General features: G+C 57.4%; 24 protein-coding genes. 7 read left to right on the top strand and 17 right to left on the bottom strand.

The annotated features are described in order from the left end of the window. Window positions 1-59 precede the first annotated feature (59 nt). From CR159_RS14840 to proC, 6 genes are all read right to left on the bottom strand, one after another. Window positions 60-761 carry an ABC transporter ATP-binding protein gene (locus CR159_RS14840; protein WP_102074742.1) on the bottom strand — a complete coding sequence of 234 codons (702 nt, stop codon included), beginning with the start codon at window positions 759-761 and terminating at the stop codon, window positions 60-62. After that, window positions 762-1529 (bottom strand): high-affinity branched-chain amino acid ABC transporter ATP-binding protein LivG, encoded by a 768-nt coding sequence (gene livG, locus CR159_RS14835; protein WP_102074741.1) that lies wholly within the window; start codon window positions 1527-1529, stop codon window positions 762-764. Continuing rightward, window positions 1526-2755, bottom strand: a complete 1230-nt coding sequence (locus tag CR159_RS14830; protein WP_102074740.1) for a high-affinity branched-chain amino acid ABC transporter permease LivM — start codon at window positions 2753-2755, stop codon at window positions 1526-1528. Before CR159_RS14830 ends, livG begins: the two co-directional genes overlap by 4 nt. Next, on the bottom strand, window positions 2755-3681 hold the full coding sequence (livH, locus tag CR159_RS14825; protein WP_102074739.1) for a high-affinity branched-chain amino acid ABC transporter permease LivH: 927 nt from the start codon (window positions 3679-3681) through the stop codon (window positions 2755-2757). The genes CR159_RS14830 and livH overlap by 1 nt, the downstream gene beginning before the upstream one ends. A gap of 102 nt (window positions 3682-3783) precedes the next feature. Next, window positions 3784-4905, bottom strand: a complete 1122-nt coding sequence (locus tag CR159_RS14820) for a high-affinity branched-chain amino acid ABC transporter substrate-binding protein (protein ID WP_102074738.1) — start codon at window positions 4903-4905, stop codon at window positions 3784-3786. Window positions 4906-5085: 180 nt separating this feature from the next. Continuing rightward, window positions 5086-5919: a pyrroline-5-carboxylate reductase gene (gene proC, locus CR159_RS14815; RefSeq protein ID WP_102074737.1), complete on the bottom strand. Its 834-nt coding sequence runs from the start codon at window positions 5917-5919 to the stop codon at window positions 5086-5088. 166 nt (window positions 5920-6085) lie between these two features. Between proC and ugpB the strand changes: the two genes are divergently transcribed. The 4 genes from ugpB to CR159_RS14795 all read left to right on the top strand — a co-directional run bounded on the left by ugpB (window position 6086) and on the right by CR159_RS14795 (window position 10452). After that, on the top strand, window positions 6086-7393 hold the full coding sequence (ugpB, locus tag CR159_RS14810) for a sn-glycerol-3-phosphate ABC transporter substrate-binding protein UgpB (protein ID WP_102074736.1): 1308 nt from the start codon (window positions 6086-6088) through the stop codon (window positions 7391-7393). A 149-nt stretch (window positions 7394-7542) separates the two neighbouring features. Continuing rightward, window positions 7543-8424, top strand: a complete 882-nt coding sequence (gene ugpA / locus CR159_RS14805; protein ID WP_102074735.1) for a sn-glycerol-3-phosphate ABC transporter permease UgpA — start codon at window positions 7543-7545, stop codon at window positions 8422-8424. Between the two features lie 30 nt (window positions 8425-8454). After that, window positions 8455-9297 (top strand): sn-glycerol-3-phosphate ABC transporter permease UgpE, encoded by an 843-nt coding sequence (gene ugpE, locus CR159_RS14800; protein WP_102074734.1) that lies wholly within the window; start codon window positions 8455-8457, stop codon window positions 9295-9297. Window positions 9298-9366: 69 nt separating this feature from the next. Further along, window positions 9367-10452, top strand: coding sequence for a sn-glycerol-3-phosphate import ATP-binding protein UgpC (locus CR159_RS14795; protein ID WP_102074733.1), 1086 nt, complete (start codon window positions 9367-9369; stop codon window positions 10450-10452). Window positions 10453-10549: 97 nt separating this feature from the next. On the opposite strand, the gene CR159_RS14790 is transcribed toward CR159_RS14795, so the two are convergent. The 6 genes from CR159_RS14790 to CR159_RS14765 all read right to left on the bottom strand — a co-directional run bounded on the left by CR159_RS14790 (window position 10550) and on the right by CR159_RS14765 (window position 16719). Continuing rightward, the gene (locus tag CR159_RS14790) at window positions 10550-11671 is read right to left on the bottom strand and encodes a branched-chain amino acid ABC transporter substrate-binding protein (RefSeq protein WP_102074732.1); all 1122 of its coding nucleotides are present in this window, start codon (window positions 11669-11671) and stop codon (window positions 10550-10552) included. An 81-nt stretch (window positions 11672-11752) separates the two neighbouring features. After that, the gene (locus tag CR159_RS14785) at window positions 11753-12274 is read right to left on the bottom strand and encodes a Dps family protein (protein ID WP_304528633.1); all 522 of its coding nucleotides are present in this window, start codon (window positions 12272-12274) and stop codon (window positions 11753-11755) included. A gap of 96 nt (window positions 12275-12370) precedes the next feature. Beyond that, complete coding sequence (locus tag CR159_RS14780) at window positions 12371-13327, bottom strand: LysR substrate-binding domain-containing protein (RefSeq protein ID WP_102074731.1); 957 nt, start codon at window positions 13325-13327, stop codon at window positions 12371-12373. 34 nt (window positions 13328-13361) lie between these two features. Next, complete coding sequence (gene recG, locus CR159_RS14775) at window positions 13362-15452, bottom strand: ATP-dependent DNA helicase RecG (RefSeq protein WP_439650552.1); 2091 nt, start codon at window positions 15450-15452, stop codon at window positions 13362-13364. A gap of 14 nt (window positions 15453-15466) precedes the next feature. After that, on the bottom strand, window positions 15467-15853 hold the full coding sequence (locus tag CR159_RS14770; RefSeq protein ID WP_102074730.1) for a Rid family detoxifying hydrolase: 387 nt from the start codon (window positions 15851-15853) through the stop codon (window positions 15467-15469). Between the two features lie 89 nt (window positions 15854-15942). Continuing rightward, window positions 15943-16719, bottom strand: a complete 777-nt coding sequence (locus CR159_RS14765) for a ferredoxin--NADP reductase (protein WP_102074817.1) — start codon at window positions 16717-16719, stop codon at window positions 15943-15945. 331 nt (window positions 16720-17050) lie between these two features. On the opposite strand from CR159_RS14765, the gene CR159_RS14760 reads away from it, so the two are divergent. From CR159_RS14760 to CR159_RS14750, 3 genes are all read left to right on the top strand, one after another. Then, window positions 17051-18100, top strand: coding sequence for a Fe(3+) ABC transporter substrate-binding protein (locus tag CR159_RS14760; RefSeq protein ID WP_102074729.1), 1050 nt, complete (start codon window positions 17051-17053; stop codon window positions 18098-18100). A gap of 73 nt (window positions 18101-18173) precedes the next feature. Next, entirely contained in the window at window positions 18174-19841 is a 1668-nt protein-coding gene (locus tag CR159_RS14755; RefSeq protein ID WP_233208333.1) for an ABC transporter permease, read from the top strand. Window position 19842: 1 nt separating this feature from the next. Continuing rightward, the gene (locus CR159_RS14750; RefSeq protein WP_102074727.1) at window positions 19843-20625 is read left to right on the top strand and encodes an ABC transporter ATP-binding protein; all 783 of its coding nucleotides are present in this window, start codon (window positions 19843-19845) and stop codon (window positions 20623-20625) included. A 12-nt stretch (window positions 20626-20637) separates the two neighbouring features. Here CR159_RS14750 and CR159_RS14745 read toward each other — a convergent pair whose 3' ends face one another. The 5 genes from CR159_RS14745 to hemW form a co-directional block, all read right to left on the bottom strand. Further along, window positions 20638-21246, bottom strand: coding sequence for an acyloxyacyl hydrolase (locus CR159_RS14745; RefSeq protein ID WP_233208332.1), 609 nt, complete (start codon window positions 21244-21246; stop codon window positions 20638-20640). Window positions 21247-21333: 87 nt separating this feature from the next. After that, a complete protein-coding gene (ntrC, locus tag CR159_RS14740; protein ID WP_102074726.1) occupies window positions 21334-22857 on the bottom strand; it encodes a nitrogen regulation protein NR(I) in 1524 nt (507 codons plus the stop codon). Window positions 22858-22859: 2 nt separating this feature from the next. Then, on the bottom strand, window positions 22860-23903 hold the full coding sequence (glnL, locus tag CR159_RS14735) for a nitrogen regulation protein NR(II) (RefSeq protein WP_102074725.1): 1044 nt from the start codon (window positions 23901-23903) through the stop codon (window positions 22860-22862). Between the two features lie 87 nt (window positions 23904-23990). Further along, window positions 23991-25403: a type I glutamate--ammonia ligase gene (glnA, locus tag CR159_RS14730; RefSeq protein ID WP_102074724.1), complete on the bottom strand. Its 1413-nt coding sequence runs from the start codon at window positions 25401-25403 to the stop codon at window positions 23991-23993. 189 nt (window positions 25404-25592) lie between these two features. After that, complete coding sequence (hemW, locus tag CR159_RS14725) at window positions 25593-26783, bottom strand: radical SAM family heme chaperone HemW (protein WP_233208343.1); 1191 nt, start codon at window positions 26781-26783, stop codon at window positions 25593-25595. Window positions 26784-26802: the final 19 nt, after the last annotated feature.

Below are 26802 nucleotides of genomic sequence, written 5' to 3'. Positions count from 1 at the left end.
ATCAAAACAGGACAGCGTCACTAAAGCAAAGTCCCGTAAACACGGGAACCGAAAATGCTCTAGGCGCCCAGGTAAGCCTTGCGCACTTCATCGTTGACCAGCAAATTGGCACCGGTATCGGCAAGCACAACCTTGCCGGTTTCCAGCACGTAACCCCTGTCCGCAACCTGCAAGGCCTTATTGGCGTTCTGTTCGACCAGGAATACCGTGACGCCGTCGTCCCTGATGGTGCGGATGATGTTGAATATCTGGGCAATGATCAGGGGAGCCAGTCCGAGCGTGGGCTCGTCAAGCAACAGCAACTTGGGTTTGGTCATGAGCGCGCGGCCAATCGCCAGCATTTGCTGCTCTCCCCCCGACATGGTTCCGGCGCGTTGATTTGAACGCTCTTTCAAACGGGGAAACAAAGTATAGACATGATCGACACCTTCTTCGATTTCCCTGGAGCTCAGGAAAAAGCCCCCCATCTTCAGGTTCTCGACCACCGTGAGTTCCGGAAATACGCGGCGCCCCTCGGGTGAAATGGCGATGCCCCTGCGCATGATCGTGTGCGTTTCGGCCTGGGTAATGTCTTCATCCTCGAAAAATACCGAGCCGCTACGCGCGCGCGGCGAACCGCAGACCGTCATGAGCAACGTGGTTTTTCCTGCGCCATTGGCGCCGATGAGGGTTACGATTTCACCCTTGTTGACCTCGACCGAGACATCGTTAAGCGCTTGAATGGCACCATAATAAGTATGTATGTTTTGGAGCTTAAGCACTTATTCTTCCCCCAGGTAAGCTTTGATGACTCGAGGGTCGACACGAACCTCCGCAGGCAACCCTGTGGTGATGGGCCGCCCGTTCTCCATGACCATGATGCGATCCGATACACCCATAACGAGGCTCATATCGTGTTCGATCAACAAGACGGCCACGTCGAATTCCCTGCGCAACTGATCGATAAGCTGCTGGAGTTCCCGTTTTTCCTGGGGGTTAAGGCCGGCGGCAGGCTCGTCCAGCATGAGCAGGCGGGGCTTGGTGATCATGCAACGAGCAATTTCGAGCCGACGCTGGTGACCGTAGGCCAGATTGCCGGCTTCGCGATTGGCATATTCCCGGATACCCATGAAGTCCAGCCATTCGCCGGCGCGCTGCAAGGCATCGTCCTCGGACTTACGATAGGACGGCAGTTTCAGCAAGCCGGGCAGCAGGCCCGTCTGGATACGCGTATGTTGCGCCACCAACAGGTTCTCGAGCACAGTCAGGTTCTTGAACAGGCGCACGTTTTGAAACGTGCGCACCAGCCCTTGCTGTGCCACCTTGTGGCTGGGCAAGCCCGAAATGGGCCTGCCGTCCATCATGATGTTGCCCGACGACGGTTTATAGAAACCACCGACGCAGTTGAACACCGTGGTCTTGCCCGCACCGTTCGGGCCTATGATGGCAAACACTTCGTCGCGCTTTACCTGGAACGCTACCTGGTCCACGGCAAGCAGTCCGCCGAACCGCATGGTCAGTTCGGATACCTCAAGCAGTACATCGCTCATACCTTCAGCTCCACATGCGGACGTTTAACAGGCAACAGTCCTTGCGGGCGCCACATCATCATTAACACCATCACCAACCCAAAAATCAACATCCGGTACTCAGCGAACTCCCGGGCTATTTCGGGCACGACGGTAAGCACAATAGCCGCCAGAATGACACCGACCTGAGAGCCCATGCCGCCCAATACAACGATGGCCAGAATAAGCGCGGATTCCATGAAGGTGAACGATTCTGGATTTACCAGCCCCTGGCGGGCAGCGAAAAATGCACCGCCCAGGCCGGCGAACATGGCACCCATGGTAAATGCCGACAGTTTGACACGGGTGGGATTCAAGCCGAGCGACCGGCAGGCGATTTCATCTTCGCGCAAGGCTTCCCAAGCCCGGCCTATGGGCATGCGTATGACCCGGTTGGACACAAACAGTGCAAGCAAGGCAAGGGCAAGAGCCATCAGGTACAGGAAGACGATGACATCCTGCGTGGCGAACTCCCATCCGACCAGGTCGTGGAAAGTGGTCTGCCCTTCGGCGGCCCGCCTGGCCATGGGGAAACCGAAGACGGTTGGCTTGGGGATGCCGGAAATTCCGTCTGGCCCGCCGGTGAACCCATACAGGTTGATCAGCAGCAAACGGATGATCTCGCCAAAACCCAGTGTAACGATGGCAAGGTAATCGCCCCGCAGTCGCAATACCGGAAAGCCCAGCACAAAGCCGAACAAGGCTGCCATTGCGCCGGCAAGCGGCAAGGCCTGCCAGAAGCCCCAGCCAGCCCAGTGGTACAGCAAGGCGTAGGTGTACGCGCCTACCGCGTAGAAGCCCACAAAACCGAGGTCGAGCAAGCCTGCGAAACCCACCACAATATTCAGGCCCAGGCCCAACATGATGTAGATAAGGACCAGCGTAGCGATGTCCACCTGGGCACGTCCGGTGGTAAACGGAAATACGATTGCAATGGCCACCAGCAGGAATATCAGCCCCCGCCTGGCCTGATCGGAAAGTACGGGAAGTGCGCGCTTCACTGCCTTCTTGGCAAAGACGCGTGCAAAGAACGGCCGCAGCACAAGCTGGAATACGAACACAATTCCCATGCCGGCCAGGATGATGCCCCAATCGGGTTCCAGGTGCGTTTGCATCCCCACTCGGGCTATCTGCAACCCGAAGACCGGCGCAATAATGACCCCGGCCATGAAGGCGGCGATCAGCGCATTTTTTATATTGTTACCCATCACACTTTTTCCACTTCGGGTTTGCCGAGCAAGCCGGTTGGGCGGAACAGCAAGATGAACACCAACAGGCCGAAGGCAACGATATCTTTGTACTGTGACGAAATATAAGCCGCCGCGAATGTTTCAGCCAGACCAAGCAATACCCCGCCGAGCATGGCGCCGGGTATGCTGCCTATGCCGCCAAGCACCGCGGCGGTGAACGCCTTGATGCCGGCAAGAAAGCCGATAAAAGGATTGAGCTTGCCGATGGCGAGCGCAATAAGTACGCCGCCCACGGCGGCCAGCATGGCGCCGATGATGAAGGTGAAGGAAATGATGCGGTTGGTATCGATGCCCAGCAAATTAGCCATGCGCAGGTCTTGCGAGCACGCACGCGATGCGCGGCCGATGCGCGAATACTTGATGAACAGCGAAAGCGCGACCATCAGCACCACAGTGACCACGATGATCATGATCCGGGAATAAGGTGCCGTGACGACGAAATCGCTTCCCATTTTGAACTGCACCGATCCGGTGATTAGCGCGGGCACCGCCATATCGCGGGCGCCCTGGCCAATGGCGACCCAGTTTTGCAGGAAGATGGACATGCCGATGGCCGAAATCAGCGGCACCAGGCGAGGCCCCCCGCGCAAGGGCGCGTAGGCGACTTTTTCTATTGCATACCCGTACACGCCGGTGACCAGCACCGCGATGACGAGCATGATGAGGATGATGACCGGCAAAGGCAAGCCGCTGTTGACACCGATGGCCGAAAGCGTGACCAGGCCGACGTAGGCGCCGATCATGTAGATCTCGCCGTGCGCGAAATTGATCATGCCGATAATGCCATAGACCATGGTATAGCCAATAGCGATGAGCGCGTAAATAGCGCCGAGCGACAGCCCATTGAATAGCTGTTGCGTGAGCTGGGGTAGGAGTTCAGACATAAAACGGGTATTCCAATGCGGCAGCGGGAAAATTGCAACCTACTGGCCGAGGAAGAAAAGAAATGCTCCAGCCCCGCGGGGCTGGAGCACAGAGTACGGCAATTAGAACTTCAGCTGCTCCATGTTGCCGGCCTTGTCCCACTTGAAGACGGCGAATTCAAACTTTTTTAGGTCGCCCTTTGCGTCGTATTCGACTTTACCGATAGCGGTATTGAAAGGATTGGCGTGCATGTAATCGGCAACCTTGGCAGGGTCTGTGCCCACGGCATTGATACTGTCGGCCAGGATCTGCACGGCGGCATACGAGGTGAGTGTGAAAGCACCATCGGGACTGCGCTTGGCGGACTTGAAGTTTTCGAGAACTTTTTCGTTGCCGGGCAGCTTGGTGAAGTCGGCGGGCAATGTGACCAGAAGGCCATCGATGGCCGGACCGGCAATGGCCACGAGGTCTTTATTTGCAACGCCTTCAGGACCCATGAACTGCGTCTTGAGCCCTTGCTCGCGCGCCTGGCGCAACAACAAGCCCAGTTCGGCATGGTATCCGCCGAAATAGATCAGGTCGGGATTAAGCGACTTGAGCTTGGTGATAACGGCTGAATAGTCGCTGTCGCCAACGTTGATGCCCTCGAAGAAGGCAACATTGACATTATCTTTGGCAAGGCTGTCGCGAACCTGGCTGGCCACGCCGGAACCGTAGGTTTGCTTGTCATGCAGGATGGCAACGGATTTGGGCTTGAGCTGCTTGGCGATATAGCCGGCTGCAAAAGGACCTTGCTGATCGTCGCGGCCTATGGTGCGGAAGAAGTAATGCGGCTTGATCGTGTCGGTGACCAGCGGCGAAGTGGCTCCGGGTGTGATGGCCACAATGCCTTCCTGCTCGTACACATTCACGGCCGGAACGGTGGTGCCGGAGCAAGCATGGGCGACTGCGAATTTGGCGCCGGAATTGATGACCCGATTGGCCGCTGGCACGGCCTGCTTGGGTTCGCAACCGTCGTCGATGAGTAGCGGCTCGAGCTGCATGCCCTTGACGCCGCCGGCGGCATTGATGGCTTCGATGGCGGTCAGTGCGCCGGCCTGTATCTGGTCGCCGTATTGCGTTGCCGGCCCGGTCATGGGTTGCGGGATGCCGATCTTGATCGTATCGGCTGCGTAAACGCTACCGGCAAATGCCATAGCGCTGATGGCCACCACAAGGGGTGTAACTTTTCTTATGAACTTCATGCCTACAGATCTCCGGGTTTAGCCCGCCGCAACTGGCTTCATGTTCCGAAGACAAGTATTTTTATTACGGCCAGCCATGATGATTACCTTCCGCCTCGAACGGCTAGCGTATTTTGCCGACTCACCATGGCTATGTCACTACGGATAAGCCCTTACCGCATGCGTTTATAAGCCTGCAACTTATCCGGAAAACTCACTTGACAGTTCGGCAGCCCGGGCTGTGGCCGCCTGCATTGCCGATTGGACAACGTCGGGGAACTGGCGGTCTTGCAGCACCGCTACGGCTGCCGCTGTGGTGCCGCCTTTGGATGTGACGCGCTCACGGAGGACTGCAAGGCTCTCGTGCGATAAAGCGGCCAGTTGGGTCGCGCCGGTGAGCGTCGCCAAGGCAAGGGTACGGGCCTTGTCTTCGGACAGCCCCTGGCTGACGCCTCCTTGTATCAAAGCCTCGAGAAACAGGAATACATAGGCGGGGCCGCTGCCCGACAATGACGTGACCACATCAATGCCATGGTCGTCATCGACCCAGACCGTGTCGCCCACCGCCCGCAGCAGCTGCTGGGCCATCAGCTTGTCGTCTTGGGTAACGCCATCCATCGCCATCAGGCCACTGGCACCGGCACCGATGAGCGCCGGCGTATTGGGCATGCAGCGGATAATCCGCGTACATGGGCCGTGCTCGTTCGCCAACCATTGCGCAATAGCGCTGGCGGGAATGCCTGCGGCAATGCTGATGATGAGCGTATCTTCCCGCAGGAAGCGCCGGCAGCTTTCCACCGCCTCGCGCATGCCTTGCGGCTTGACAGCGAAAATCCAGACCCGCCGTGTCGCGAGCGTTTCATCCGGCGCCGAAGCCACCGAAACACCCTGTTGGGCCCAACGATCGAGAACGGCCGTATTGGTGTCGATGACATGGACATCGTGCGCGCCGCAGCGCTTGCCGATGAGTCCGGCCCCTAAAGCGGTAGCCATATTGCCACCGCCAATAAATGCGATAGTGAGTTCTTTAGTCATAGGCTCGATATTGTACGGTTTTAACCATTTTCCTGGATATATTTACATTGACCTGTCCGGCTCAACTTCGTTACAGTCACGCCAAAGTAATAAACATGTCATAGACTATCCACCTTACTCGGCCACGACCACTCAGATTGGCCGGGAAACTCAGGAGAAAAGACTCATGCGAGCAAAGCTATTAGCATTATCGATTGCCGGCGCGATCGCCGCCATGGGCAGCGCCAATGCTGCCACGGACATCAACTTCTGGCACTCAATGGAAGGCGCCTTGGGCGAGCGCGTCAACGGGCTGGTCGCCGATTTCAATAAAAGCCAATCCGACTACGTCGTACACGCGGTATACAAAGGCGCCTATGGCGAATCGATGAACGCCGGCATTGCCGCATTCCGTGCTGGCAACGCTCCCGACATCCTTCAGGTCTTCGAAGTCGGTACGGCCACCATGATGTACGCGAAAGGCGCCATCCAGCCGGTCCAGGAAATGTCCGAGAAAGCCGGTGACCCCATCAATCCAGCCGACTTCCTGGGCGCTGTCGCCAGCTACTACTCAGCACCCGATGGCAAGCTCGTCTCCATGCCGTTCAATAGCTCGACACCTGTCTTTTACTACAACAAAGACGCCTTCAAGAAGGCCGGCCTCGACCCCGAAAAGCCACCTAAAACCTGGGCGGAAGTCGCCGAAGCAGGCAAGAAAGTACGTGCAGCCGGCCTGGAATGCGGATACACCACTTCGTGGCCCGCCTGGATCCAGCTTGAAACCTTTGGCGCATGGCACAACACTCCTTACGCCTCTCAGGACAATGGCTTCGGTGGACTGAATGCACGGCTGGAAGTGACAAACCCGCTGTTCGTGCGTCACATGACTGAATTGGCCAAGATGTCCAAGGAAGGCACCTTCACCTACGGCGGTCGCGGCGATGCGCCCAACTCCTTGTTCACCTCGGGCAAGTGCGCGATGTTCACCGGGTCCAGCGGCAACCGCGCCAACATCATCAAGACAGGCCAGTTTGAATTCGGTACGTCTTCGCTGCCGTATTACGCCGACGTGAAAGGCGCCCCCCAGAATACGATTATTGGCGGAGCCTCATTGTGGGTGTTCGCCAAGAAATCCCCCGAAGTCTACAAGGGCGTCACTAAGTTCTTCAAATTCCTATCCAGCCCTGAAAAGGCAGCCCAATGGCACCAAGGCACTGGCTATGTACCCGTGACCAAGGCCGGATTCGAGCTCACCGAAAAATCGGGCTTCTACGCCAAGAATCCCGGATCGGACGTAGCGGTCAAGCAGCTGGATGCAACCACGACTGAAAACTCGCGCGGCATACGCCTGGGTTACTTGCCGCAAATTCGCGACATCGAAGACGGCGAGATGGAAAAAATCTTCTCCGGTTCGGTCACTCCGGAAGCGGGCCTGGCCAGCATGGTCAAGCGTGGCAACGAACTGCTCGAGCGCTTCGAGAAAAGCGTCAAGTAAGGGTTTGGACTAAAATCGCCATCGCGAGCGGCGCCCCAAGGCGGCGGCGCTCGCGGTTTTCATTTGTGCGACAATGGCGCCCTTTTTTCTCACCCCAGCCACTGGCCCGGCCCAAGCCGGACCACCATGGCAATATAAGATTCCTCCCTATGGAAAAACGTGTCGTTTTCAGCCATAAGACACTGCCCTATTTGCTGCTGGCGCCGCAATTGGTCATCACCATCGTCTTCTTTTTCCTGCCTGCCGGCCAAGCCGTGTGGCAGTCGTTCCGACTCGAAGATCCCTTTGGCCTGTCGTCCCAATTCGTGGGCTTGAGCAATTTTGCCGAATTGTTCGCCAATGACAACTACCTGAACTCCTTCAAGGTCACCTCGGTTTTTTCCGTCCTGGTGGCCGTGCTGGGCCTGACGATTTCGCTGTTGCTGGCGGTCATCGCCAACCGTGTCGTGCGCGGAGCCGGCATCTACAAGACGCTATTGATCTGGCCCTACGCCGTCGCCGCTGCAGTGGCTGGCGTGCTATGGCTTTTTCTGTTTTCGCCTTCCGTCGGCACACTGGCCGTCTATATGGCGCAAGTCGGTATCGGCTGGAATCCGCGCCTGAACGGCAATGACGCCATGATACTGGTGGTAATGGCGTCGGTCTGGAAACAGATTTCCTACAATTTTCTATTTTTCCTGGCCGGGCTGCAGTCCATTCCCCGCTCGCTCATCGAGGCCGCGGCCATCGATGGCGCCAGTCCCTTGCGCCGATTCTGGACTATTGTTTTTCCATTGCTGTCACCGACAACGTTTTTCCTGCTCGTCGTGAACGTGATCTACGCATTCTTCGATACATTCGCCATCATCGACATCATGACCCAGGGCGGACCGGGGGACAGTACCTCGATCCTCGTCTACAAGGTATATAACGCGGGATTCAAAGGGCTGGACATAGGCTCATCGGCGGCCCAGTCGGTCATTCTCATGATGATCGTCGTATTGCTTACCGTCGTGCAGTTCCGCTACGTTGACCGTAAAGTCAATTACTGACACACCCTTCTACCGCTGGCAAGGCTACACATGATTGAACGCCGTCCCTACCTGGATATCCTGTCCCATATCATCCTGATCATCGGGGTGGCGATTATCGCTTTTCCACTCTATGTCACGGTGGTGGCGTCTACGCAAACCGCACAGGAAGTCGCGCAAGCCCCCATGTCGCTGCTGCCCGGCAGCCACTTCATCGAGAACTACAGCGCCGTATTGTTTGGCGACGGTGCGAACACACCACCTGTAGCAAGAATGATGTGGGTCAGCACGGTGATGGCACTGGCCATTGCCATCGGCAAGATCACCATATCCATGTTGTCTGCGTTTGCCGTGGTGTATTTCCGCTTCCGCTTCCGGATGTTCTTTTTCTGGATGATCTTTGTCACGTTGATGCTGCCTGTTGAGGTCCGTATCGCGCCTACCTACAAGGTGGTGGCCGACCTGGGCATGCTCAACACCTACGCAGGCCTTACCCTGCCGCTTATCGCATCCGCCACGGCTACCTTCCTGTTCCGGCAATTCTTTCTGACAGTACCTGACGAGCTGATCGAGGCCGCGCGTATTGACGGAGCCGGGCCAATGAGGTTCTTCAAGGACGTGTTGCTGCCCTTGTCCCGAACCAGCATCGCCGCCTTGTTCGTCATCCAGTTCATCTACGGCTGGAACCAGTATCTGTGGCCGCTGATCATGACCACACAAGAAGACATGTATCCGGTGGTCATAGGCATCAAGCGCATGATTGCCGGCGGCGACAGCGTGACCGAATGGAACCTGGTCATGGCCACTGCCTTGCTGGCCATGATCCCACCTGCCGCGGTAGTGATCTTCATGCAGAAATGGTTTGTGAAAGGCTTGGTCGACGCCGAGAAATAAGCGCTGAGCACTGTACGCACTATTAAACCTGCCCGCTTTGTCCGGCGCACCGATTTTGGAATCAAACACATGGCTACACTGAGTTTTCGCGACGTAACCAAGACTTATCCCGGCGACATAGCTGTCATACATGGCATCAACATGGAAGTTGCCGATGGCGAGTTCATTGTTATCGTCGGCCCGTCTGGCTGCGGCAAATCAACATTGATGCGCATGGTCGCGGGACTGGAAAGCGTCACGGGCGGGGACATCAGTATCGACGGCAAGGTCGTCAACAAGCTCGAGCCCGCGGAACGCGATATCGCCATGGTGTTCCAGAACTATGCGCTCTACCCGCACATGACGGTCTTCGAGAACATGGCCTACGGCCTGAAGATACGTAAATTCAGCAAGCAGGAAATCCAATCCCGCGTAGACCGGGCAGCCCAGATACTGGAACTGTCGCTTTTGCTTGACCGCCGGCCACGCCAGCTGTCGGGCGGACAGCGTCAGCGTGTCGCTATGGGACGCGCAATCGTTCGCGATCCAAAAGTATTTCTCTTCGACGAGCCCTTGTCGAACCTGGATGCCAAGCTGCGCGTGCAAATGCGCCTGGAGATCCAAAAACTGCATTTCAAGCTTAAGACCACCAGCCTTTATGTCACGCACGATCAGGTCGAAGCCATGACCCTGGCCCAGCGCATGGTGGTCATGAACAAAGGAATACCCGAGCAGATCGGCACGCCTATCGAGGTATTCGAGAAGCCGGCATCGATCTTCGTCGCCAGCTTCATCGGCTCACCGCCCATGAACCTGGTTCCGGTACACATCGATGCGCAGCGCCAGGTCAAGGACGAAAGCGGCGCAGTGCTGCAGATCGATGCCGCATCGGTCCCGGCATCCCTGGCAAACCAGAAGGTGATCATGGGTATGCGTCCGGAGCACATGACGCTGCATGCGCCAGGAATCCCGATAGACATCGAAATGGTGGAAATTCTGGGTTCGGAACAGTTGATACACGGACGGCATGCGGATACCGCGGTCGTGTTGCGTTGCCCGGTGGGGCTGACCAAGGACTTTCCGTTGCAACTGGGCGAGACCGTCCAGGTCGGATCGGATGGCGTGCACCCATTGCATTGGTTCGATGCGGCGACGGGTCGGCGACTTATCGATTGATCGGGTGCGATAGCATTCTGTATAACAGAATGGCACAGTAGCAGTAAGGAATAAGGGCGCCTGCTGGGCGCCCTTATTGTTATTGACGTTGAACGGCCTATTTGTACACGGATTTGCTGCCGTCTTTATGCCACGTGAAGATGTCGAACTTGAACTCGGTAAGATCGCCCTGCTTGTTCCAGGAGATTTTTCCGATTGGGGTAGCGATGGAGTTGGCATGCAGATAGGCGGCCACCTTGACGGGATCGTCAACACCTGCGCCCTTGATGCCATCGGCAATGGCTTTGGTTGCCGAATAGGCGGTCAGCTGGAAAGCACCACTGGGGTCGCGCTTCTTGTCTTTGAACGCCTTGACGATGCCCGCGTTGGAGGGATCCTGGGTGAAGTCGGCAGGCAGGGTCAGGAGCATGCCTTCGACCGCGGCACCGGCGATGGCATTGATGTCCGGGTTGCCGACGCCTTCAGGCCCCATGAACTTGACTTTCAGGCCTTGCTCGGCTCCTTGGCGCAACAGCAAGCCCATTTCAGGGTGATAGCCGCCGTAGTAGACGAAGTCCGCCCCAGTGCTTTTAAGCTTGGTGATGATGGCCGAATAGTCGGTATCGCCCGCATTGATGCCTTCAAAAAACGCAATCTTGATACCGGCTTTTTCAAGCTCGGCTTTTACCGAGTTGGCAATACCCTGCCCATACGATTGCTTGTCATGAATAATGGCAACGTTCTTGGGCTTGATTTGTTCGATGATGAATTTCGCGGCGGCAGGACCTTGTTGATCGTCCCGGCCTATGGTGCGAAAGATCATGTCGAAGTTCTTGCCGTCTGTGACGCCCGGCGCGGTCGCCGAAGGCGTAACCATCAGGACGCCTTCGGTGTTATAGACGGTGGTAGCGGCAATGGTGGCGCCCGAACACACGTGCCCGACCACATAGTTGATTTCGTCGTTCACCACGCGGTTGGCGACTACAGGACCCTGCTTGGGTTCGCAACCGTCGTCGATGGAAACGGCTTCAAGCTGTTTGCCGAGCACACCACCCGCGGCATTGATTTGTTCTATAGCGGTATCGACGCCTTGCTTAACCATTGCACCATATTGGGTGACCGGTCCGGTAAACGGGCCGGCAATGGCTATCTTGATGGTATCGGCCATGGCGCCCGACGAAAGGAGCATGCCTGCGGCAAAGCCCAGGGCAGTAGCAACTGGAGTAAAACGAATTTTCATATAGCCTCCTAAGGTACGCGGGAAAGCATACACCCAAAGGGCAGCCCCGTGGCGTCATTCGGCACAGGGTTTCCTCTATGGTTATTGCAGCAAGCTGCGCAACATCCAGGCGTTCTTTTCATGGATGTCCAGGCGCTGGGTGAGCAGATCGGCAGTCGGCTGATCGTCGACGCCATCGGCTTTCTTGAAGGCCGCCCTGGCCGTTTTTGCCACAGCCTCGTTGCCCCTGACCAGCAGATGTATCATCTCTTCGGCGGAAGGAACGGTTGACGGTTCGCTGATGGACGAGAGTTCGGCATACTGGGCATAGGTGCCTGGCGCGTAATGTCCCAACGCCCGGATGCGCTCGGCAATGGCATCCAGTGCCTGCCACTCTTCCGTGTATTGCGTCATGAACATCGTGTGCAGCGTATTGAACAAGGGCCCGGTGACGTTCCAGTGGAAGTTATGGGTCATCAAATATAGCGTGTACGAATCGGCCAGCATTTTAGAGAGCTCGGCCGCAACCACTGACCGGTCTTTATCCGAGATACCGATATCGATGGGTAGACCCTTGTCGCTCATTTTTTCTGTTTTATTGCCCAGCTTTGCCGCTTTAGCCATACAGACCCCCAAGTGGTTTTTGATTGAAAACGCTCGTCCAAGGATACCATGTCGGTATGACAAATCGCGGACCTCGGCGCGCGGTGTTATTCATCATCATGCGGCGCCGGACGCCGGCGCCGTTACGGCATCCAGGTAATTCACACCGGGCAAGTTGCAGGCGCGAACCGCAGCGATAAGGGCGTCTATGGCCGTGGGACGCGGAAAACTTTTGCGCCATACAAGTACGACGCGCCTGTCGGGCACGGGTTTCTTGAAAGGAATGTAAGCCAGCAGATTGTTTTCGAGGCCAGGCATGGAAAGCGCGCTGGTTGGCAATACGGTCACGCCTATGCCGGCTGCGACCATGTGCCGTATGGTTTCCAGCGACGATCCTTCGAAGGTGCGCTGTATACCTTCGCTGGATGCCGAAAAACGCGATAGCTCCGGGCAGACCTCCAGTACCTGATCACGGAAGCAATGTCCGGTGCCAAGCAAAAGCATGGTTTCGTTCTTGAGCGTGCGCGCATCGATCTCTTTATGTGCCGTCCAGGGATGATTCGTCGGTACTGCCACCACAAACGGTTCATCGTATAAAGGATGCACCATCAAGCCCGACTCCGGCAAAGGCAAGGCGACGATGGCACAGTCGATTTCACCCTGCCGCAACAGTTCCAGCAAGCGGGCCGTGAAGTTTTCCTGCAAGAGTAACGGCATTTGGGGCGTGGCAGTGATCTGGGTCGGCACCAAGCGCGGCAAGAGATAGGGGCCTATGGTATGGATGACCCCCACCCGCAGTGGCCCGGCAAGCGGATCATGTCCTTGCCGGGCAATCTCGCGCAAATTGGCCCCTTCTTCAAGCACCCGCTGTGCCTGTGCGACGACGCGCAATCCGATAGGCGTTACGCCCACCTCGGTACCGCCGCGTTCAAACAGCACCACACCCAGCTCGTCTTCGAGCTTGCGTATGGCAACGGACAAGGTCGGCTGGCTGACGAAACACGCTTCGGCAGCCCTGCCAAAGTGCCGCTCCCGCGCCACGGCCACGATGTACTTCAATTCGGTCAAGGTCATTAGCTATCTCGTTCTAAATAAGGATCAGGCTGCGCTAACTGCGCAAAAAGTCCTGCTTGCCCCGCATCCACCGTTCCAGGTGACAGCGTGCATGTCCCGGGAAACGATCGCGCAGCTCGCGCGCCGCTTCCTGGGCCTGCTCGGCGATCATGGCATCGGTATCGATGCTCGCAAAACGCAAGAGCTCCTGGCCGGACTGTCGAACGCCAAGGAATTCGCCAGGACCACGCTGTTCAAGATCGCGTCGGGCAATTTCAAAACCATCGGCGGTTTCGTACATGGCGCGCAAGCGTTGTCGCGCCACGGCCGACAAGGGGGACTGGTACATCAGCACACAGACCGACTGTTGACTGCCCCGCCCTACCCGACCACGTAGTTGATGCAGTTGCGCAAGGCCGAAACGTTCAGCATGCTCGATAATCATAAGAGAAGCATTCGGCACGTCGACGCCGACCTCAATGACCGTCGTCGCGACCAGCAGATCAATGGCGCCGGCCCGAAAGTCCTGCATGACCTGCTGCTTTTCCGCTGCAGGCAGGCGGCCATGTACCAGCCCCACCCGCATTCCCGACAAGGCAAGGGCCAGCCTGGCATGGGTGTCCACCGCGGTCTGCAACTGCAATGCCTCGCTTTCTTCAACCAGCGGGCATACCCAGTATGCCTGGCTGCCCCGGCGCACCTCGGCGACCACATGGCTCAGCACCTCGTCACGCCGCGCATCGGAAACAAGCTTGGTCAGCACCGGACTCCGTCCGGGGGGCAGCTCATCGATCACCGAAACGTCCAGGTCCGCGAAGAAAGTCATGGCAAGGGTGCGTGGAATCGGGGTCGCGCTCATGCTCAACTGGTGCGGGATCATGGCCAGGCTGCCTTCCGATTCTTCACCCTTGCGGCTCAGGTCCAGTCGCTGGCCCACTCCGAATCGATGCTGCTCATCCAGGATAACCAGGCCGAGATTGGAAAAATTGACTTTATCCTGGATGAGGGCCTGGGTGCCCACCACCAACTGCGCCTGCCCCGATTCGATGGCTTCGATGGCCGCCTTGCGCGCCTTGCTGGACAGGCTTCCGGTAAGCCAGGCCACCGTAATGCCCAAAGGCTCGAGCCATGCCACCAACTTCTGAAAGTGTTGTTCGGCCAGGATCTCGGTAGGCGCCATGATGGCAACCTGGCTCTGACTGGAAATTGCCTGGGCCGCTGCAAACGCCGCCACAATGGTTTTGCCGCTGCCGACGTCTCCCTGCAGCAATCGGTGCATTGGAAAAGAGCACGACAGGTCGCTGGAAATTTCCGCGATGACGCGCTCCTGCGCGGCGGTCAGTGTAAACGGCAGACTGGCCCGCAATGCATCCGGCAAGCGCCCATGATCGCCCTCCAGCGCACGCGCCCTCTGACGTCGGCGAGCGGCGCGGGCTGCCGCCAGTGATATCTGCTGGGCCAGCAACTCATCGAACTTGATACGGGTCCAGGCAGGATGTCCCCGTTCAATCAAATCGCTGTACGAAATGTCGGGCGAGGGATGGTGCAACACACGGATCGCCTGGTCAAACGGCATAAGCTTGTAGCGGTCGCGAATTTCAGGCGGCAAGGTATCGGACAGATCGGCACGGACCAGAGCCTGGTCTATGGCCTTGCGCAGGCTGGCTTGGGACAGGCCATCAGTGGTCGGATATACCGGCGTCAGCGCTTGCGGCAGTGCCGTGCCGGCGACGGTGATTTTGGGGTGGACCATCTCGTGGCCCCCAAAACCGGCGCGCACCTCGCCACGCACGCGTACACGCTTGCCCACCGCCACTTGCTTTTGCTGGTTGGGATAGAAATTCAACCAGCGCAAAAGCAGTGAACCCGTGTCGTCCTCGACGACAGCCACGAGTTGGCGGCGCGGACGAAACTGCACTTCACTGCGTATGACTTCCGCCTCGACCTGCGCCGGCGCACCCGGGTACACCGACATGATGGGCGTTATGTGCGTTTCGTCTTCGTAGCGCAGGGGAAGATGCACCACGAAATCAACCGGATCCCGCAAGCCCAGATGCAACAGCTTGCGCTCGAGCAGCGAGCCGGGACCCGTCGCAGCCTGTCCCGGCGCACGCGCTTTTGTGCCAGATACGGCCACAGCGACCACCCTGCTTCGTGGGATCAAATGACAATAATCGCTTCAACCTCGAACTGCGCGCCCTTGGGCAGGCTGGCGACTCCGATCGTGGAGCGTGCGGGGAATGGCTGCGGAATAATGTCGGCCATGATGGCATTGGCGCTGGCAAACTTGCTGAGATCGGTCAGGAACAGGGTCAGCTTGACGATATGTTCCAGTGAACCGCCGGCTGCCTCGATGACGGCCTGCATATTCGCGAAAGACTGACGCACCTGCCCTTCGAAGTTTTCGGAAACGAGCTCTCCGGTACCGGGTTCGAGACCTATCTGCCCGGACAAGAATACCGTTTTTCCGGGACCCGCGGCGACAGCCTGCGAGTACGGACCGACAGCGGCCGGGGCCGCATCAGTATGGATAATTTGCTTGGCCATAAGTGTGCTCTCTGTAAAGTCAATAAAACAACTATCAGAGTGTAATCACCTATAGCTTGAATTAACAAGCCCCCCGGTGGCCCATACGGCTACTTTTCGACAAAAGCCCGTTCAATTACATAATCGCCAGGTTGTCCGACTCCACTGGATACCACGAAACCACGTTTGTCGAGCATGGCGCTGATATCGGCAAGCATATGGGGGCTGCCGCAAAGCATGGCGCGATCAGTCTGGGGATTAAGCGGTGGAAGGCCGATGTCGTTGAAAAGCTTGCCGGATTCGACCATATCGGTAATCCGCCCCTGGTTGCGGAAGGGCTCGCGGGTGACCGATGGATAGTAAATAAGCTTTTCGCGGACGATATCGCCAAAATATTCGTTCTGGGTCAGTTCATTCTGGATATAGTCGGAATACGCGAGTTCGCTTTGGAACCGCACCCCATGCAGCAAGACGATTTTATCGAAACGTTCATAGACATCGGGGTCTTTGATGATGCTCATGAACGGCGCCAGACCCGTGCCGGTGGCGAACAGATAAAGATGCTTGCCCGGTTTGAGATCATCGACGACCAGTGTACCCACCGGCTTCTTGCTGACCAGTATCGTGTCGCCCTGCTTCAAGTGCTGCAGGCGCGACGTGAGCGGACCGTCTTGTACCTTTATGCTGAGGAACTCGAGGTTTTCTTCGTAGTTGGCGCTGGCAATGCTGTAGGCGCGCATGAGCGGCTTGCCGTTGATCTCCAGGCCCAGCATCACGAAGTGACCATTATGGAAACGCAGGGCGGGATCGCGCGTGGTGGTAAAGGAAAATAAAGTATCGTTCCAGTGACGTACGTTGAGAACCTGCTCTGTATTAAAGGCTGCCATGTGATCGCGTAAAGTAAATGCTTGAAGGCCCGATTTTAGCGTGCCGGACAAAGGACATGCCGAAAACCCGGCGTGTACGAGGGATATTACAGCGTGAACGTCGCTGAATACAGGGGCGGTCCAATGAAAACCAAGGGTAATTTAAGATGGATCAAACAAGCGCCAGAAATGGCCAGACAGCGGGCCGACGGCAAGCTTTTTCATTGAATAGTTTCCCATACTCTGGTATCTTACCGCATCCATATGAGAATCATTTCTATTCAGCATTAAACTGTCCATTAGTGAACACGGTGTTCACATTTCCCATCTATATTCGTCCAGGAGATGCTCCATGCGTTCAAACCGAGAGCCGCGGCCCTTGTTTCGCTCATTAATGCTGGCCGGCTTTGCCGCCCTTTGTGCCGCATCCGGCGCAGCCGTCGCGGCCGATGTCAGTTTGTACACAACGCGCGAACCGCAACTGATCCAGCCGCTGCTGGATGAATTCACCAAAGACACGGGCATCAAGGTCAATACGGTCTTCGTCAAGGACGGCCTTATCGAGCGCGTGAAGGCCGAAGGGGAAAAGTCTCCCGCCGACCTGCTCATGACTGTGGACATCGGCAATTTGCTTGATCTGGTCGACGCCGGCATTACACAGCCTGTCCAATCCAAAGTCTTGAACGACACCATTCCCGCCAATCTGCGCGGCGCCGACAACCAATGGTATACGCTGTCCCTGCGCGACCGGGTGGCCTATGTCGCAAAAGATCTCGACGTCAATGCCCTTACCTATGAAGCCTTTGCCGATCCCAAATGGAAAGGCAAGGTCTGCATACGGTCGGGCCAGCATCCCTACAATACGGCGCTCATTGCCGCCATGATCGCGCACAATGGCGTGGAATCCACTGAAGCATGGTTGCGCAACGTCAAGAACAACCTCGGACGCAAGGCCTCGGGCGGAGACCGCGACGTGGCGCGCGACATCCTGGGCGGCATCTGCGATATCGGCATTGCAAATGCCTATTATGTCGGCCGCATGAAGAACGCTGAACCCGGTACCGATGCGCGCAAATGGGGCGACGCCATCAAGGTCGTACGTCCGACGTTCGCCAATGAAAAGAGCCGCGGCACTCATGTTAATATTTCCGGCGCGTCGGTAGCCAAGCATGCACCCAATAAGGAAAACGCCGTCAAGCTGCTTGAATACCTGGTCTCTGATAAAGCTCAAGGCCTTTACGCTAACGCCAATTATGAATACCCGATCAAAGAAGGGGTCAAGCTGGACCCTGTTGTCGCAAGTTTCGGTCCTCTGGTTGTCGATCCACTATCCCTGACCGAAATCGCCAAGCATCGCAAGCAAGCCAGCGAATTGGTGGACAAGGTTGGATTCAACAACTAAGAAGCCGACGCTGCTTCCTGGAACGCGGGCTTTAACGCCCGCGTTCTGCCGTTTTTTGCAGGAACTTCCGCTGTTGCATCTGCGCCGTTTTTTTTCATGTGAGGCTGGCCTTGGCTGGCGGGTCGGCACCATACTGATCGCGCTGTGCGTGCTCGCCCCCATCGCCACGCTATGCTGGTACGCCTTGCAAGGTACGACGGAGCACTGGTCCCACCTGCTCTCTTATGTCCTGCCCACCGCTTTTCTCAATACTACGTTACTGCTGGCGGGCGTGGGCGTATTGGTCGCCTGCCTGGGGGTGGGAAGCGCCTGGCTGATCACCGCATTCCAGTTTCCTTCCCAACGCATTCTATCCTGGGCGCTGTTGCTGCCGCTGGCGGTTCCCACCTACATCGTCGCCTTCGCCTACCTCGACATTCTTCACCCCATCGGTCCCGTGCAGACCCTGTTGCGCGACGTGTTGGGCTACGACAGCCCGCGCCAATTCCGGCTGCCGGACCTACGGTCCTTGCCAGGGGCCATTTTCCTGCTGGGCTTCGTGCTGTACCCCTACGTGTATCTCAGTACCCGTATCATGTTCGCCACGCAGGCAGCCAGTCTTCTCGAGGCAGCCCGGGTGCTGGGCGAATCCAGCCGCAGCACTTTCTTTCGCGTTGCGTTGCCCATGGCCCGCCCGGCCATTGCCGTGGGGGTCAGCCTGGCCTTGCTGGAAACGTTGAACGATATTGGCGCCTCCGAATTCCTGGGTGTCCAAACGCTGACGGTATCGGTGTATACGACGTGGGTTACGCGTTCCGACCTGGCCGGAGCGGCCCAGATCGCCCTTGCCATGCTGGCGATTGTCGTCCTGCTGATACTCATTGAACGCCATGGACGCCGCCGCCAACGCTATGCCAGTACACAACGCGCCAGGGCAATGCAGCCCCGTAAATTGAAAGGCCTTGCGGCCGCCTTTGCGTTCATGCTGGGCTGGACTCCCGTCATAATCGGTTTCGTTGCGCCCGCTTTATACCTGCTGAATGAAACCTTCAAGCACTTCAATAATGTCGGGTCGGTCTCTGACCAGCTATTGATGAGCGGCTACAACACCGTCAAGATCGCACTGATCGCTACCATTGCCACCATCGCCTGCGGACTGGTGGTTGCATGGGCGGCCCGCGCCTTGCGGCACGGCGCACCGTTCACTCTGCCCCGGCTATGCGCCCGGATCGCCACTTCCGGCTACGCCATACCGGGAACCGTATTGGCCATCGGCCTGCTCAGTCCCATCGTATTCCTTGGCAGCCTGGGCGCCGAGGTCTGGGAATTACTCGGCAATGCAGATCCCGGCCTCTTGCTGATGGGGACCACGACGGCGCTTGTATGCGCTTACGTCATACGCTTTCTTGCCATATCGATAGGCGGGATAGAGTCGGGGCTGGCTCGCATTCCACCGTCCATGGAGCAGGCGGCACGCCTGCTGGGCGAAACCTCCAGCGGCACCTTGCGTCGCATCCATCTTCCCTTGTTGCGTCCCGCCCTGGGCGCGGCAGCCCTGCTTATTTTCGTCGACGCCATGAAGGAGCTCCCCGCCACGCTTCTGTTGCGGCCGGTCAATTTCGACACTCTGGCGACCTGGCTTTATGCCGAAGCGGCCCGCGGGACCTATGAAGAAGGATCCGTCGCCGCACTGGCCATCGTCCTTGCAGGCTTGTTGCCGGTAATCCTGCTGGCACGTACCCAATTCAAATCAGCGCACTAGTATGTCAGAACTGCTCAAACTCAATAACATATCGCTGGCTTATGACACCCAGAATGGCATCGTGCCGGTCGTGGACAACCTTACGCTCAGCCTGGAGAAAGGCCATATCGGCTGCCTACTGGGCGCGTCAGGGTGCGGCAAGACTACCGTACTGCGTGCAATAGCGGGTTTCGAGCCGCTACGCAAGGGTTCCATATCCCTGGGTGCCACGGTGCTTTCCTCTGACAGCGAACAAGTCGAGCCCGAGCACCGCAATGTTGGCATGATGTTCCAGGACTACGCGCTGTTTCCCCACCTGAGCGTTGAGAAGAATATCGCTTTCGGCTTGCGCAGGTGGGACAGGCAGCGACGCAAGCTGCGCGTCGATGAACTGCTGTGCCTGGCGGGCCTGGAGGATTCCGGGCAGCGCTATCCACACGAGCTTTCCGGAGGCCAGCAACAGCGCGTGGCACTTGCGCGCGCCCTGGCGCCGGAGCCGGAACTCTTGTTGCTTGATGAGCCTTTTTCAAATCTGGATGTCGATACTCGCGAGCGGCTGGCTTTCGAAGTTCGCGACATCCTGAAAAAGACTGGCCACACCGCCATACTGGTTACCCATAACCAGGCAGAAGCGTTTGCCATCGCCGACCGTATCGGCGTGATGAAGAACGGCGTGATTGCTCAGTGGGACACCCCCTATGGCATACACCACACGCCGGTCAATGCTTTCGTCGCCGATTTCGTCAAGCGCGAAGCGCTGATGGCTCAACGTGCGCAAGCTTATTTGCGGGGCGAAGCCAGCTGATTACTCTTCTACCTAGTAGCGATAGGTATAGGTAAGCTGGACGATATCCAGGCCGTCATTGGGTTCCTTAATCCCTGCGTTGGAAAAGTGCGAGAATCTAAGGCCTAATTGATGTGCCTGACTGATAAGCACCCCAACGCCAATATGGTTACCGAATTGGAATGCCGAACCAAGATTCCTGTCGGCAAAGCTGGTACGGCTCAGTACCGTGGCGCCTACACCGATTTCCGTGTAAACGTACTCATTGGGCCACCAGCGCAACATCGGTGTAGCACTCAACTGCCATAGCGATTCAGGACGACCGTGCGTGGCATCCCAATAGGTAAGGCCCAGTTCACCATTCAAATCCAATCTGCCCCAGCCATTCTGCAACTGGTGACTCCACCAAGGCGCTGTCTCATGAAAAAGGCTGATATTACGGTAGTCGTCGTAATACCCTAGCCGCAGTCCGAGGCCGTCGCCCTGCCCCCCCGTATTCAATGCGGTATTCGCCGATGATGTCGGCTGGGAAGTGCCGATGGGCTGAGCGCCGGCCGGCAATGCAACGGCAAGAAAACCCAATGCTGCAATGGATGCTGCGCAGTGAAATACGGATTGCGATAAAGCTGTCATGAAACGCATGACCCCTCCTTGATGAACGATGTTGTGCAATAGCAATCGGTGTGCCCGATCTCGGATCGAGGGCCGTATCGCGGGCGTCAACGCGCCCTAATTGCCTGCTTCATCATTCAAGTCGAGTTCGCTGCATTTACGGGTGAGCGTATTACGCCCTATTCCAAGCCGTTGAGCCGCTTCCATACGGCGCCCCCGACTATACAGCAATGCCGTCTCGATCAATACGCGCTCAAAGTCTCGCGTGAAGCTTGACATGATTGCCGGTTCGTTGCGCGCCAACCTGGCGTGGACTTCACGACCCAGCAAGCTCGCCCAGGAGGCCTCCGGTCTCACGGTCCCGTCCGGCTGGTTTGTCGCGACAGGGAGGGCTTCTCGATGGGATGTGCCACCGGTTGGGTCTACATTGCCGTACTCGCCGGCCGCAGCGTGGCTATCGTCGCTTTGTATCGTACCGAAAACTTCCGGAGGCAGGTCTTTGGCTTCAATGACCTGGCTGGACGACATAACCGTCAGCCACTGGCAGAAATTTTCCAACTGGCGAATGTTGCCCGGATAATCAAAACTTGTCATCACCTGCTGGGCTTGCGGTGACAGGCGACGCACGGCCACGCCCAAGTCGCGGGCACTGTTTTGCATGAATAGCTGAACCAGGGCGGGGATGTCTTCTTTTCGCTCACGCAAAGGGGGAAGCCGCAAGCGAATCACATTGAGCCGATGGAACAGGTCTTCCCGAAAACGCCCTTCCGCAACCCGCTGCTCAAGGGGCTGATGGGTCGCGGCAACAATACGGACATCGGCGTTGATGGCCTGGGATCCGCCGACGCGATAAAAATTACCTTCCGCCAGCACGCGCAACAACCGGGTTTGCAGCTCAAATGGCATATCGCCGATTTCATCGAGAAACAGCGTACCGTTACGCGCCTCTTCAAAGCGCCCCCTGCGTTGTTGCGTAGCGCCCGTGAACGCACCGCGCTCGTGGCCGAACAGTTCGGCTTCCAGCAGATCTTTGGGTATGGCTGCTGCGTTCAACGCGACGAAAGGGCCATTGGCGCGATTGCTGTGAGTATGCAAGGCTTTTGCGATAAGCTCCTTGCCCGTGCCCGATTCACCTGTGATCAATACCGTCACGCTCGACGCGGCGAGGCGACCTATCGCACGAAAAACCTCTTGCATGGCGGGGGAAGAAGACTGCAGCATGATGCCTTCGCCGCTGGCCGACACGGCGTGGCGTTCGGCGCCGTCTTCGGCATCCGCACCGGCCGACTGAGCGGCGCGTTGTATCAATGCGATGGCGGCATTCACGTCAAAAGGCTTGGGCAGATAGTCGAACGCGCCTTTCTGGAAAGCGGCGACCGTACTGTTCAGGTCGGTGAAGGCCGTCATGACGATCACCGGCAAGTCAGGATGGTCCTGCTTGATGCGATGCAGCAGGCTCAGGCCATCCTGGCCCGGCATACGGATGTCGGTCACCAATACAGAAGGGCTTCCGGCTTCAAGCGCCTCCAGCACTTCGGCGGCACTTGCAAAAGTCTGGGCGGGAATGGCCACCCGGGCCAGCGCTTTCTCGAGCACCCAGCGGATGCTCTGGTCATCGTCAATAATCCATACCGGTTTCATCTTTACTCCAAAGGCAGAATCATCCGGAATTCGGTATGACCTGGGCGTGAATCGAACTCAATGATTCCGCCATGTTGTTGCACGAACTCCTGGGCCAGGCTCAGGCCCAACCCGGTACCGCTAGCCCTGCCAGTGACCAGGGGATGAAATATCTTGTCATGCAGCTCGGCGGGTATTCCAGGTCCGTTATCGATGACGGACACCACAATGCCAAGCTTGGCCTGGCGGGTGGCGAGCAACAGCTGGCGTCCGATGCGGGTCCGCAAGGTCAGCCTGGGTGCGCGAGTGTCCGGATCCTCCGACAACGCCTGTGCCGCATTTCGCGTCATATTCAGGAAGGCCTGCAGCAGGCGGGCGAAATCGCCATGCAGGTCGGGCACCGACGCATCGTAGTCCCGGACAATTTCGATCTGGGAAAACTCAGCCTTGGCCAGCGTGTAGACCCTCTCGCAGATTTCATGAATATTGAAGTCCGCCTTGCGCAGCGTTTCGCCCTGAGGTGCGATCAGCCGATCAACAAGGCCGGCCAACCGGTCGGCTTCGGCAATGATGACCTGGGTATATTCATGCAAGGCATCTGAATCCAGTTCGGCCTCCAGCAGTTGCGCCGCGCCCCGTATGCCGCCCAGCGGATTCTTCACCTCGTGCGCCAGGTTGCGCAAAGACTCCCTTTGCGCGGCCAGCTCCTTGCTGAGTTGCTGATGCCGATCAATCAGAATATGGTGCTCGATAACCCGCAGCTCCAGGAGCGCCGCCCATTCCTGCTTATGCAAAGGAACGATCGCCAGGCTTATGGGCACTGAAACACCCGAACAGTCGACCACGAGGTCTTGCCGCAGAATGCCGAATTTGCCATCAATGGCATCCGGAAACCGACTCTGCAGCGACGTGTCGGAACTGAACAGATGCTGGGCTTGCATGCCGGCAAGCTGGCGACGCGACAGGCCGAATAACTCTTCGGCCGCCGTATTGGCGTGTTGAATTGATCCACCGGCCCGCAAAAGCAACACTGCCGTCGACAATAAATCGTAACTCGCTACGTCCATGATCCGCCTTTACAACCCGAAGGTCGGATTGACATTGCCTATGACAGGCAATGCCGCGCCAGCCCGGGTACGGAGCCGGCGTTTTTCTTAGATGCTGTAATACATGTCGAACTCGACGGGGTGAGAAGTCATGCGCAGGCGCGTGATCTCGGCCATCTTGAGTTCGATATAGGCGTCAAGCATATCGTTGCTGAATACACCGCCACGAGTCAGGAACTCGCGGTCCTGGTCCAGCGCGGCAACGGCCTCTTCGAGCGATGCGCAAACCGTCGGGATTTTTGCGTCTTCTTCCGGAGGCAGGTCGTACAGGTTCTTGTCGGCCGGATCTCCGGGATGGATCTTGTTCTGCACGCCATCCAGCCCTGCCATCATCAATGCCGAGAATGCCAGGTAGGGATTGGCCAGCGGATCGGGGAAACGGGCCTCGACGCGGCGGCCCTTGGGGCTGCTGACATACGGAATGCGTATGGACGCCGAGCGGTTCCGAGCCGAATAAGCCAGCTTGACCGGCGCTTCGAAATGGGGAACCAGGCGCTTATACGAGTTGGTGCCCGGATTGGTGATTGCGTTCAGCGCCTTGGCATGCTTGATGATGCCGCCAATGTAGTACAGCGCGAATTCGGACAAGCCAGCATAGCCATTGCCAGCAAACAAGTTCTGGCCGTCTTTCCAGATGGACTGGTGTACGTGCATGCCGGAACCATTGTCGCCGACAATGGGCTTGGGCATGAACGTAGCCGTTTTACCGTATACATGGGCCACATTACGGACGGTGTATTTCAGGATCTGGTTCCAGTCAGCACGCTGGACCAATGTGCTGAACTGGGTGCCGATTTCCAGCTGGCCCTGGCCTGCAACCTCGTGGTGATGCACTTCAACGGGAACGCCCTGCTGCTCGAGCAGCAGGCACATTTCGGAGCGCATATCCTGGAAACCATCTACCGGGGATACCGGCACATATCCGCCTTTCAGGCCCGGCCGATGTCCCTGGTTGCCGCCATCCATGTCGATGGCGCTGGACCAAGGGGCTTCGTCGGACTTGATCTTGACGAAACAACCTGACATGTCGTCATTCCAGGTAATTCCGTCAAAGACAAAGAATTCCGGCTCGGGACCGAAGTAAGCGGTATCGCCCAGGCCGCTGGATTTGAGATAGGCTTCGGCACGCTTGGCAAGCGAACGGGGATCGCGGTCGTAGCCCTTGAGGTCGGACGGTTCCACCACATCGCAGGTAAGAATCAGTGTGTTTTCTTCCCGGAATGGATCCAGGTGCGCCGTGCTTGCGTCAGGAATCAACACCATGTCGGAGGCTTCGATCCCTTTCCATCCGGCAATGGACGAGCCGTCGAACGCCACACCTGTTTCCATTTTCTCTTCATCCACCGTGTGGGCGGGCACAGTGAGGTGGTGCTCTTTACCTAGCGTATCGGTAAAGCGAAAGTCGACAAAAGTGACTTCACGATCTGCAATTAGCTTAACAACTTCTTCCGGGGTGGACATATAGGGGCTCCTGCACCAATAGAATCGAGAAAATTAGGAAAAGACAAATAACCTTACGCAATGATCATGCCAGGTTTAAATAGACCATAACGGCGCATGCTGCGAGAACGCGCCTTCATGATTCCCCATAACGGTACATTACGCACCATTATGGGGCAAATTGCGGTGCATGAAGCGACCCAGGCGTGCTTACTCAAGAAATTCGGCCTGCAAGTCGTTCAAGAACCGCCAGCCCAGGGCGCTGGCGCGGAAACGGCCAAGCTCGGGATCGAGCAACCCTCTGGCCCGGGCACGGTCGACGGCGGGCTTGATGGCAAGCAGCGATAAACCTGTGTGTTCCTTAAAACTGCTCGACGCGACGCCGTCTTTAAGACGCAGGGCATTCAACATGAATTCGAATCCCAATTCGGCCGGCCCGATGATGCGTTCTTCAGCAATATGACTGCCGTCGCGACGGACGGATTTCTCGATCCAGGACGCAGGATTCTTCAGCTTGGCCTGCCGTATTATCTTGTCATGGAACGACAATTTGCCATGCGCCCCTGGGCCGATACCGAGATAATCGCCGAACTCCCAATAATTGAGGTTGTGCAGGCAGCGTTGGCCAGGCTTGGCATAAGCCGACACTTCATATTGTTCCCAGCCGCCGGCACTGGTCGCCTCGGTGATGAGATCCTGCATGGCCGCGCTGATATCGTCATCGGGCACAACAGGCGGGTATTTGGCAAAAACCGTATTGGGCTCAAGCGTCAAATGATAAAGGGACAAATGACCCGTTTGAAACGCCATGGCTTGCTGCAAGTCTTTCGCACAGGCCTCGATGGATTGTCCCGGTAAGGCGTACATGAGGTCCAGGTTGACCCGATCGACCGAACGCTGTGCGACTTCGATCGCTTCACGGGCTTGCCTGGCATCGTGTATGCGGCCCAGCGCCTTGAGCGCCCTGTCATCAAAGCTTTGGATGCCCAAAGACATGCGATTCACGCCGCTGGCCGCGTAATCGGCAAAGCGTCCCGCCTCGACGGTGCCCGGATTGGCTTCCATGGTAATTTCGGCATCGGGAAGCACATTCAGGCAGGCGCGGAACATGGCCAGCATTTCATCCAGCGCCTTGGCTGACAACAAACTGGGTGTACCACCGCCAATGAAAATAGACACGACCTGCCGTCCCCATATCAGGGGTAGCGCCTGCTCAAGGTCGGCCTGCAAGGCAGCCAGGTACTCGCGCTCGGGCACCTCATTCTTTAATTCATGGGAATTAAAATCACAATAAGGGCATTTGCGCACGCACCAAGGCACATGTACATACAGGGACAAAGGTGGAAGACTGGTAAGCGCCGACGAGGCGCTGATGCGAGGCACGACACCGGGTTTTTTTATTCTTTCTTCGGGTACTTGA

It is taken from the genome of Pollutimonas subterranea (assembly GCF_002849655.1).
Taxonomy (GTDB): Bacteria; Pseudomonadota; Gammaproteobacteria; order Burkholderiales; family Burkholderiaceae_B; genus Pollutimonas; species Pollutimonas subterranea.
Note: the sequence above shows the minus strand (reverse complement) of the source record. Positions and strands in the feature narration are given on the sequence as shown.

Coding starts and splice junctions, on each gene's coding strand:
- CR159_RS14820 (WP_102074738.1), bottom strand. CDS start 4,905: ATGAAGTTCATAAGAAAAGTTACACCCCTTGTGGTGGCCATCAGCGCT.
- CR159_RS14760 (WP_102074729.1), top strand. CDS start 17,051: ATGCGTTCAAACCGAGAGCCGCGGCCCTTGTTTCGCTCATTAATGCTG.
- ugpE (WP_102074734.1), top strand. CDS start 8,455: ATGATTGAACGCCGTCCCTACCTGGATATCCTGTCCCATATCATCCTG.
- CR159_RS14830 (WP_102074740.1), bottom strand. CDS start 2,755: ATGGGTAACAATATAAAAAATGCGCTGATCGCCGCCTTCATGGCCGGG.
- CR159_RS14745 (WP_233208332.1), bottom strand. CDS start 21,246: ATGCGTTTCATGACAGCTTTATCGCAATCCGTATTTCACTGCGCAGCA.
- ugpA (WP_102074735.1), top strand. CDS start 7,543: ATGGAAAAACGTGTCGTTTTCAGCCATAAGACACTGCCCTATTTGCTG.
- proC (WP_102074737.1), bottom strand. CDS start 5,919: ATGACTAAAGAACTCACTATCGCATTTATTGGCGGTGGCAATATGGCT.
- CR159_RS14790 (WP_102074732.1), bottom strand. CDS start 11,671: ATGAAAATTCGTTTTACTCCAGTTGCTACTGCCCTGGGCTTTGCCGCA.
- livH (WP_102074739.1), bottom strand. CDS start 3,681: ATGTCTGAACTCCTACCCCAGCTCACGCAACAGCTATTCAATGGGCTG.
- CR159_RS14795 (WP_102074733.1), top strand. CDS start 9,367: ATGGCTACACTGAGTTTTCGCGACGTAACCAAGACTTATCCCGGCGAC.
- glnA (WP_102074724.1), bottom strand. CDS start 25,403: ATGTCCACCCCGGAAGAAGTTGTTAAGCTAATTGCAGATCGTGAAGTC.
- CR159_RS14785 (WP_304528633.1), bottom strand. CDS start 12,274: ATGGCTAAAGCGGCAAAGCTGGGCAATAAAACAGAAAAAATGAGCGAC.
- ugpB (WP_102074736.1), top strand. CDS start 6,086: ATGCGAGCAAAGCTATTAGCATTATCGATTGCCGGCGCGATCGCCGCC.
- CR159_RS14770 (WP_102074730.1), bottom strand. CDS start 15,853: ATGGCCAAGCAAATTATCCATACTGATGCGGCCCCGGCCGCTGTCGGT.
- CR159_RS14750 (WP_102074727.1), top strand. CDS start 19,843: ATGTCAGAACTGCTCAAACTCAATAACATATCGCTGGCTTATGACACC.
- livG (WP_102074741.1), bottom strand. CDS start 1,529: ATGAGCGATGTACTGCTTGAGGTATCCGAACTGACCATGCGGTTCGGC.
- glnL (WP_102074725.1), bottom strand. CDS start 23,903: ATGGACGTAGCGAGTTACGATTTATTGTCGACGGCAGTGTTGCTTTTG.
- CR159_RS14780 (WP_102074731.1), bottom strand. CDS start 13,327: ATGACCTTGACCGAATTGAAGTACATCGTGGCCGTGGCGCGGGAGCGG.
- ntrC (WP_102074726.1), bottom strand. CDS start 22,857: ATGAAACCGGTATGGATTATTGACGATGACCAGAGCATCCGCTGGGTG.
- CR159_RS14765 (WP_102074817.1), bottom strand. CDS start 16,719: ATGGCAGCCTTTAATACAGAGCAGGTTCTCAACGTACGTCACTGGAAC.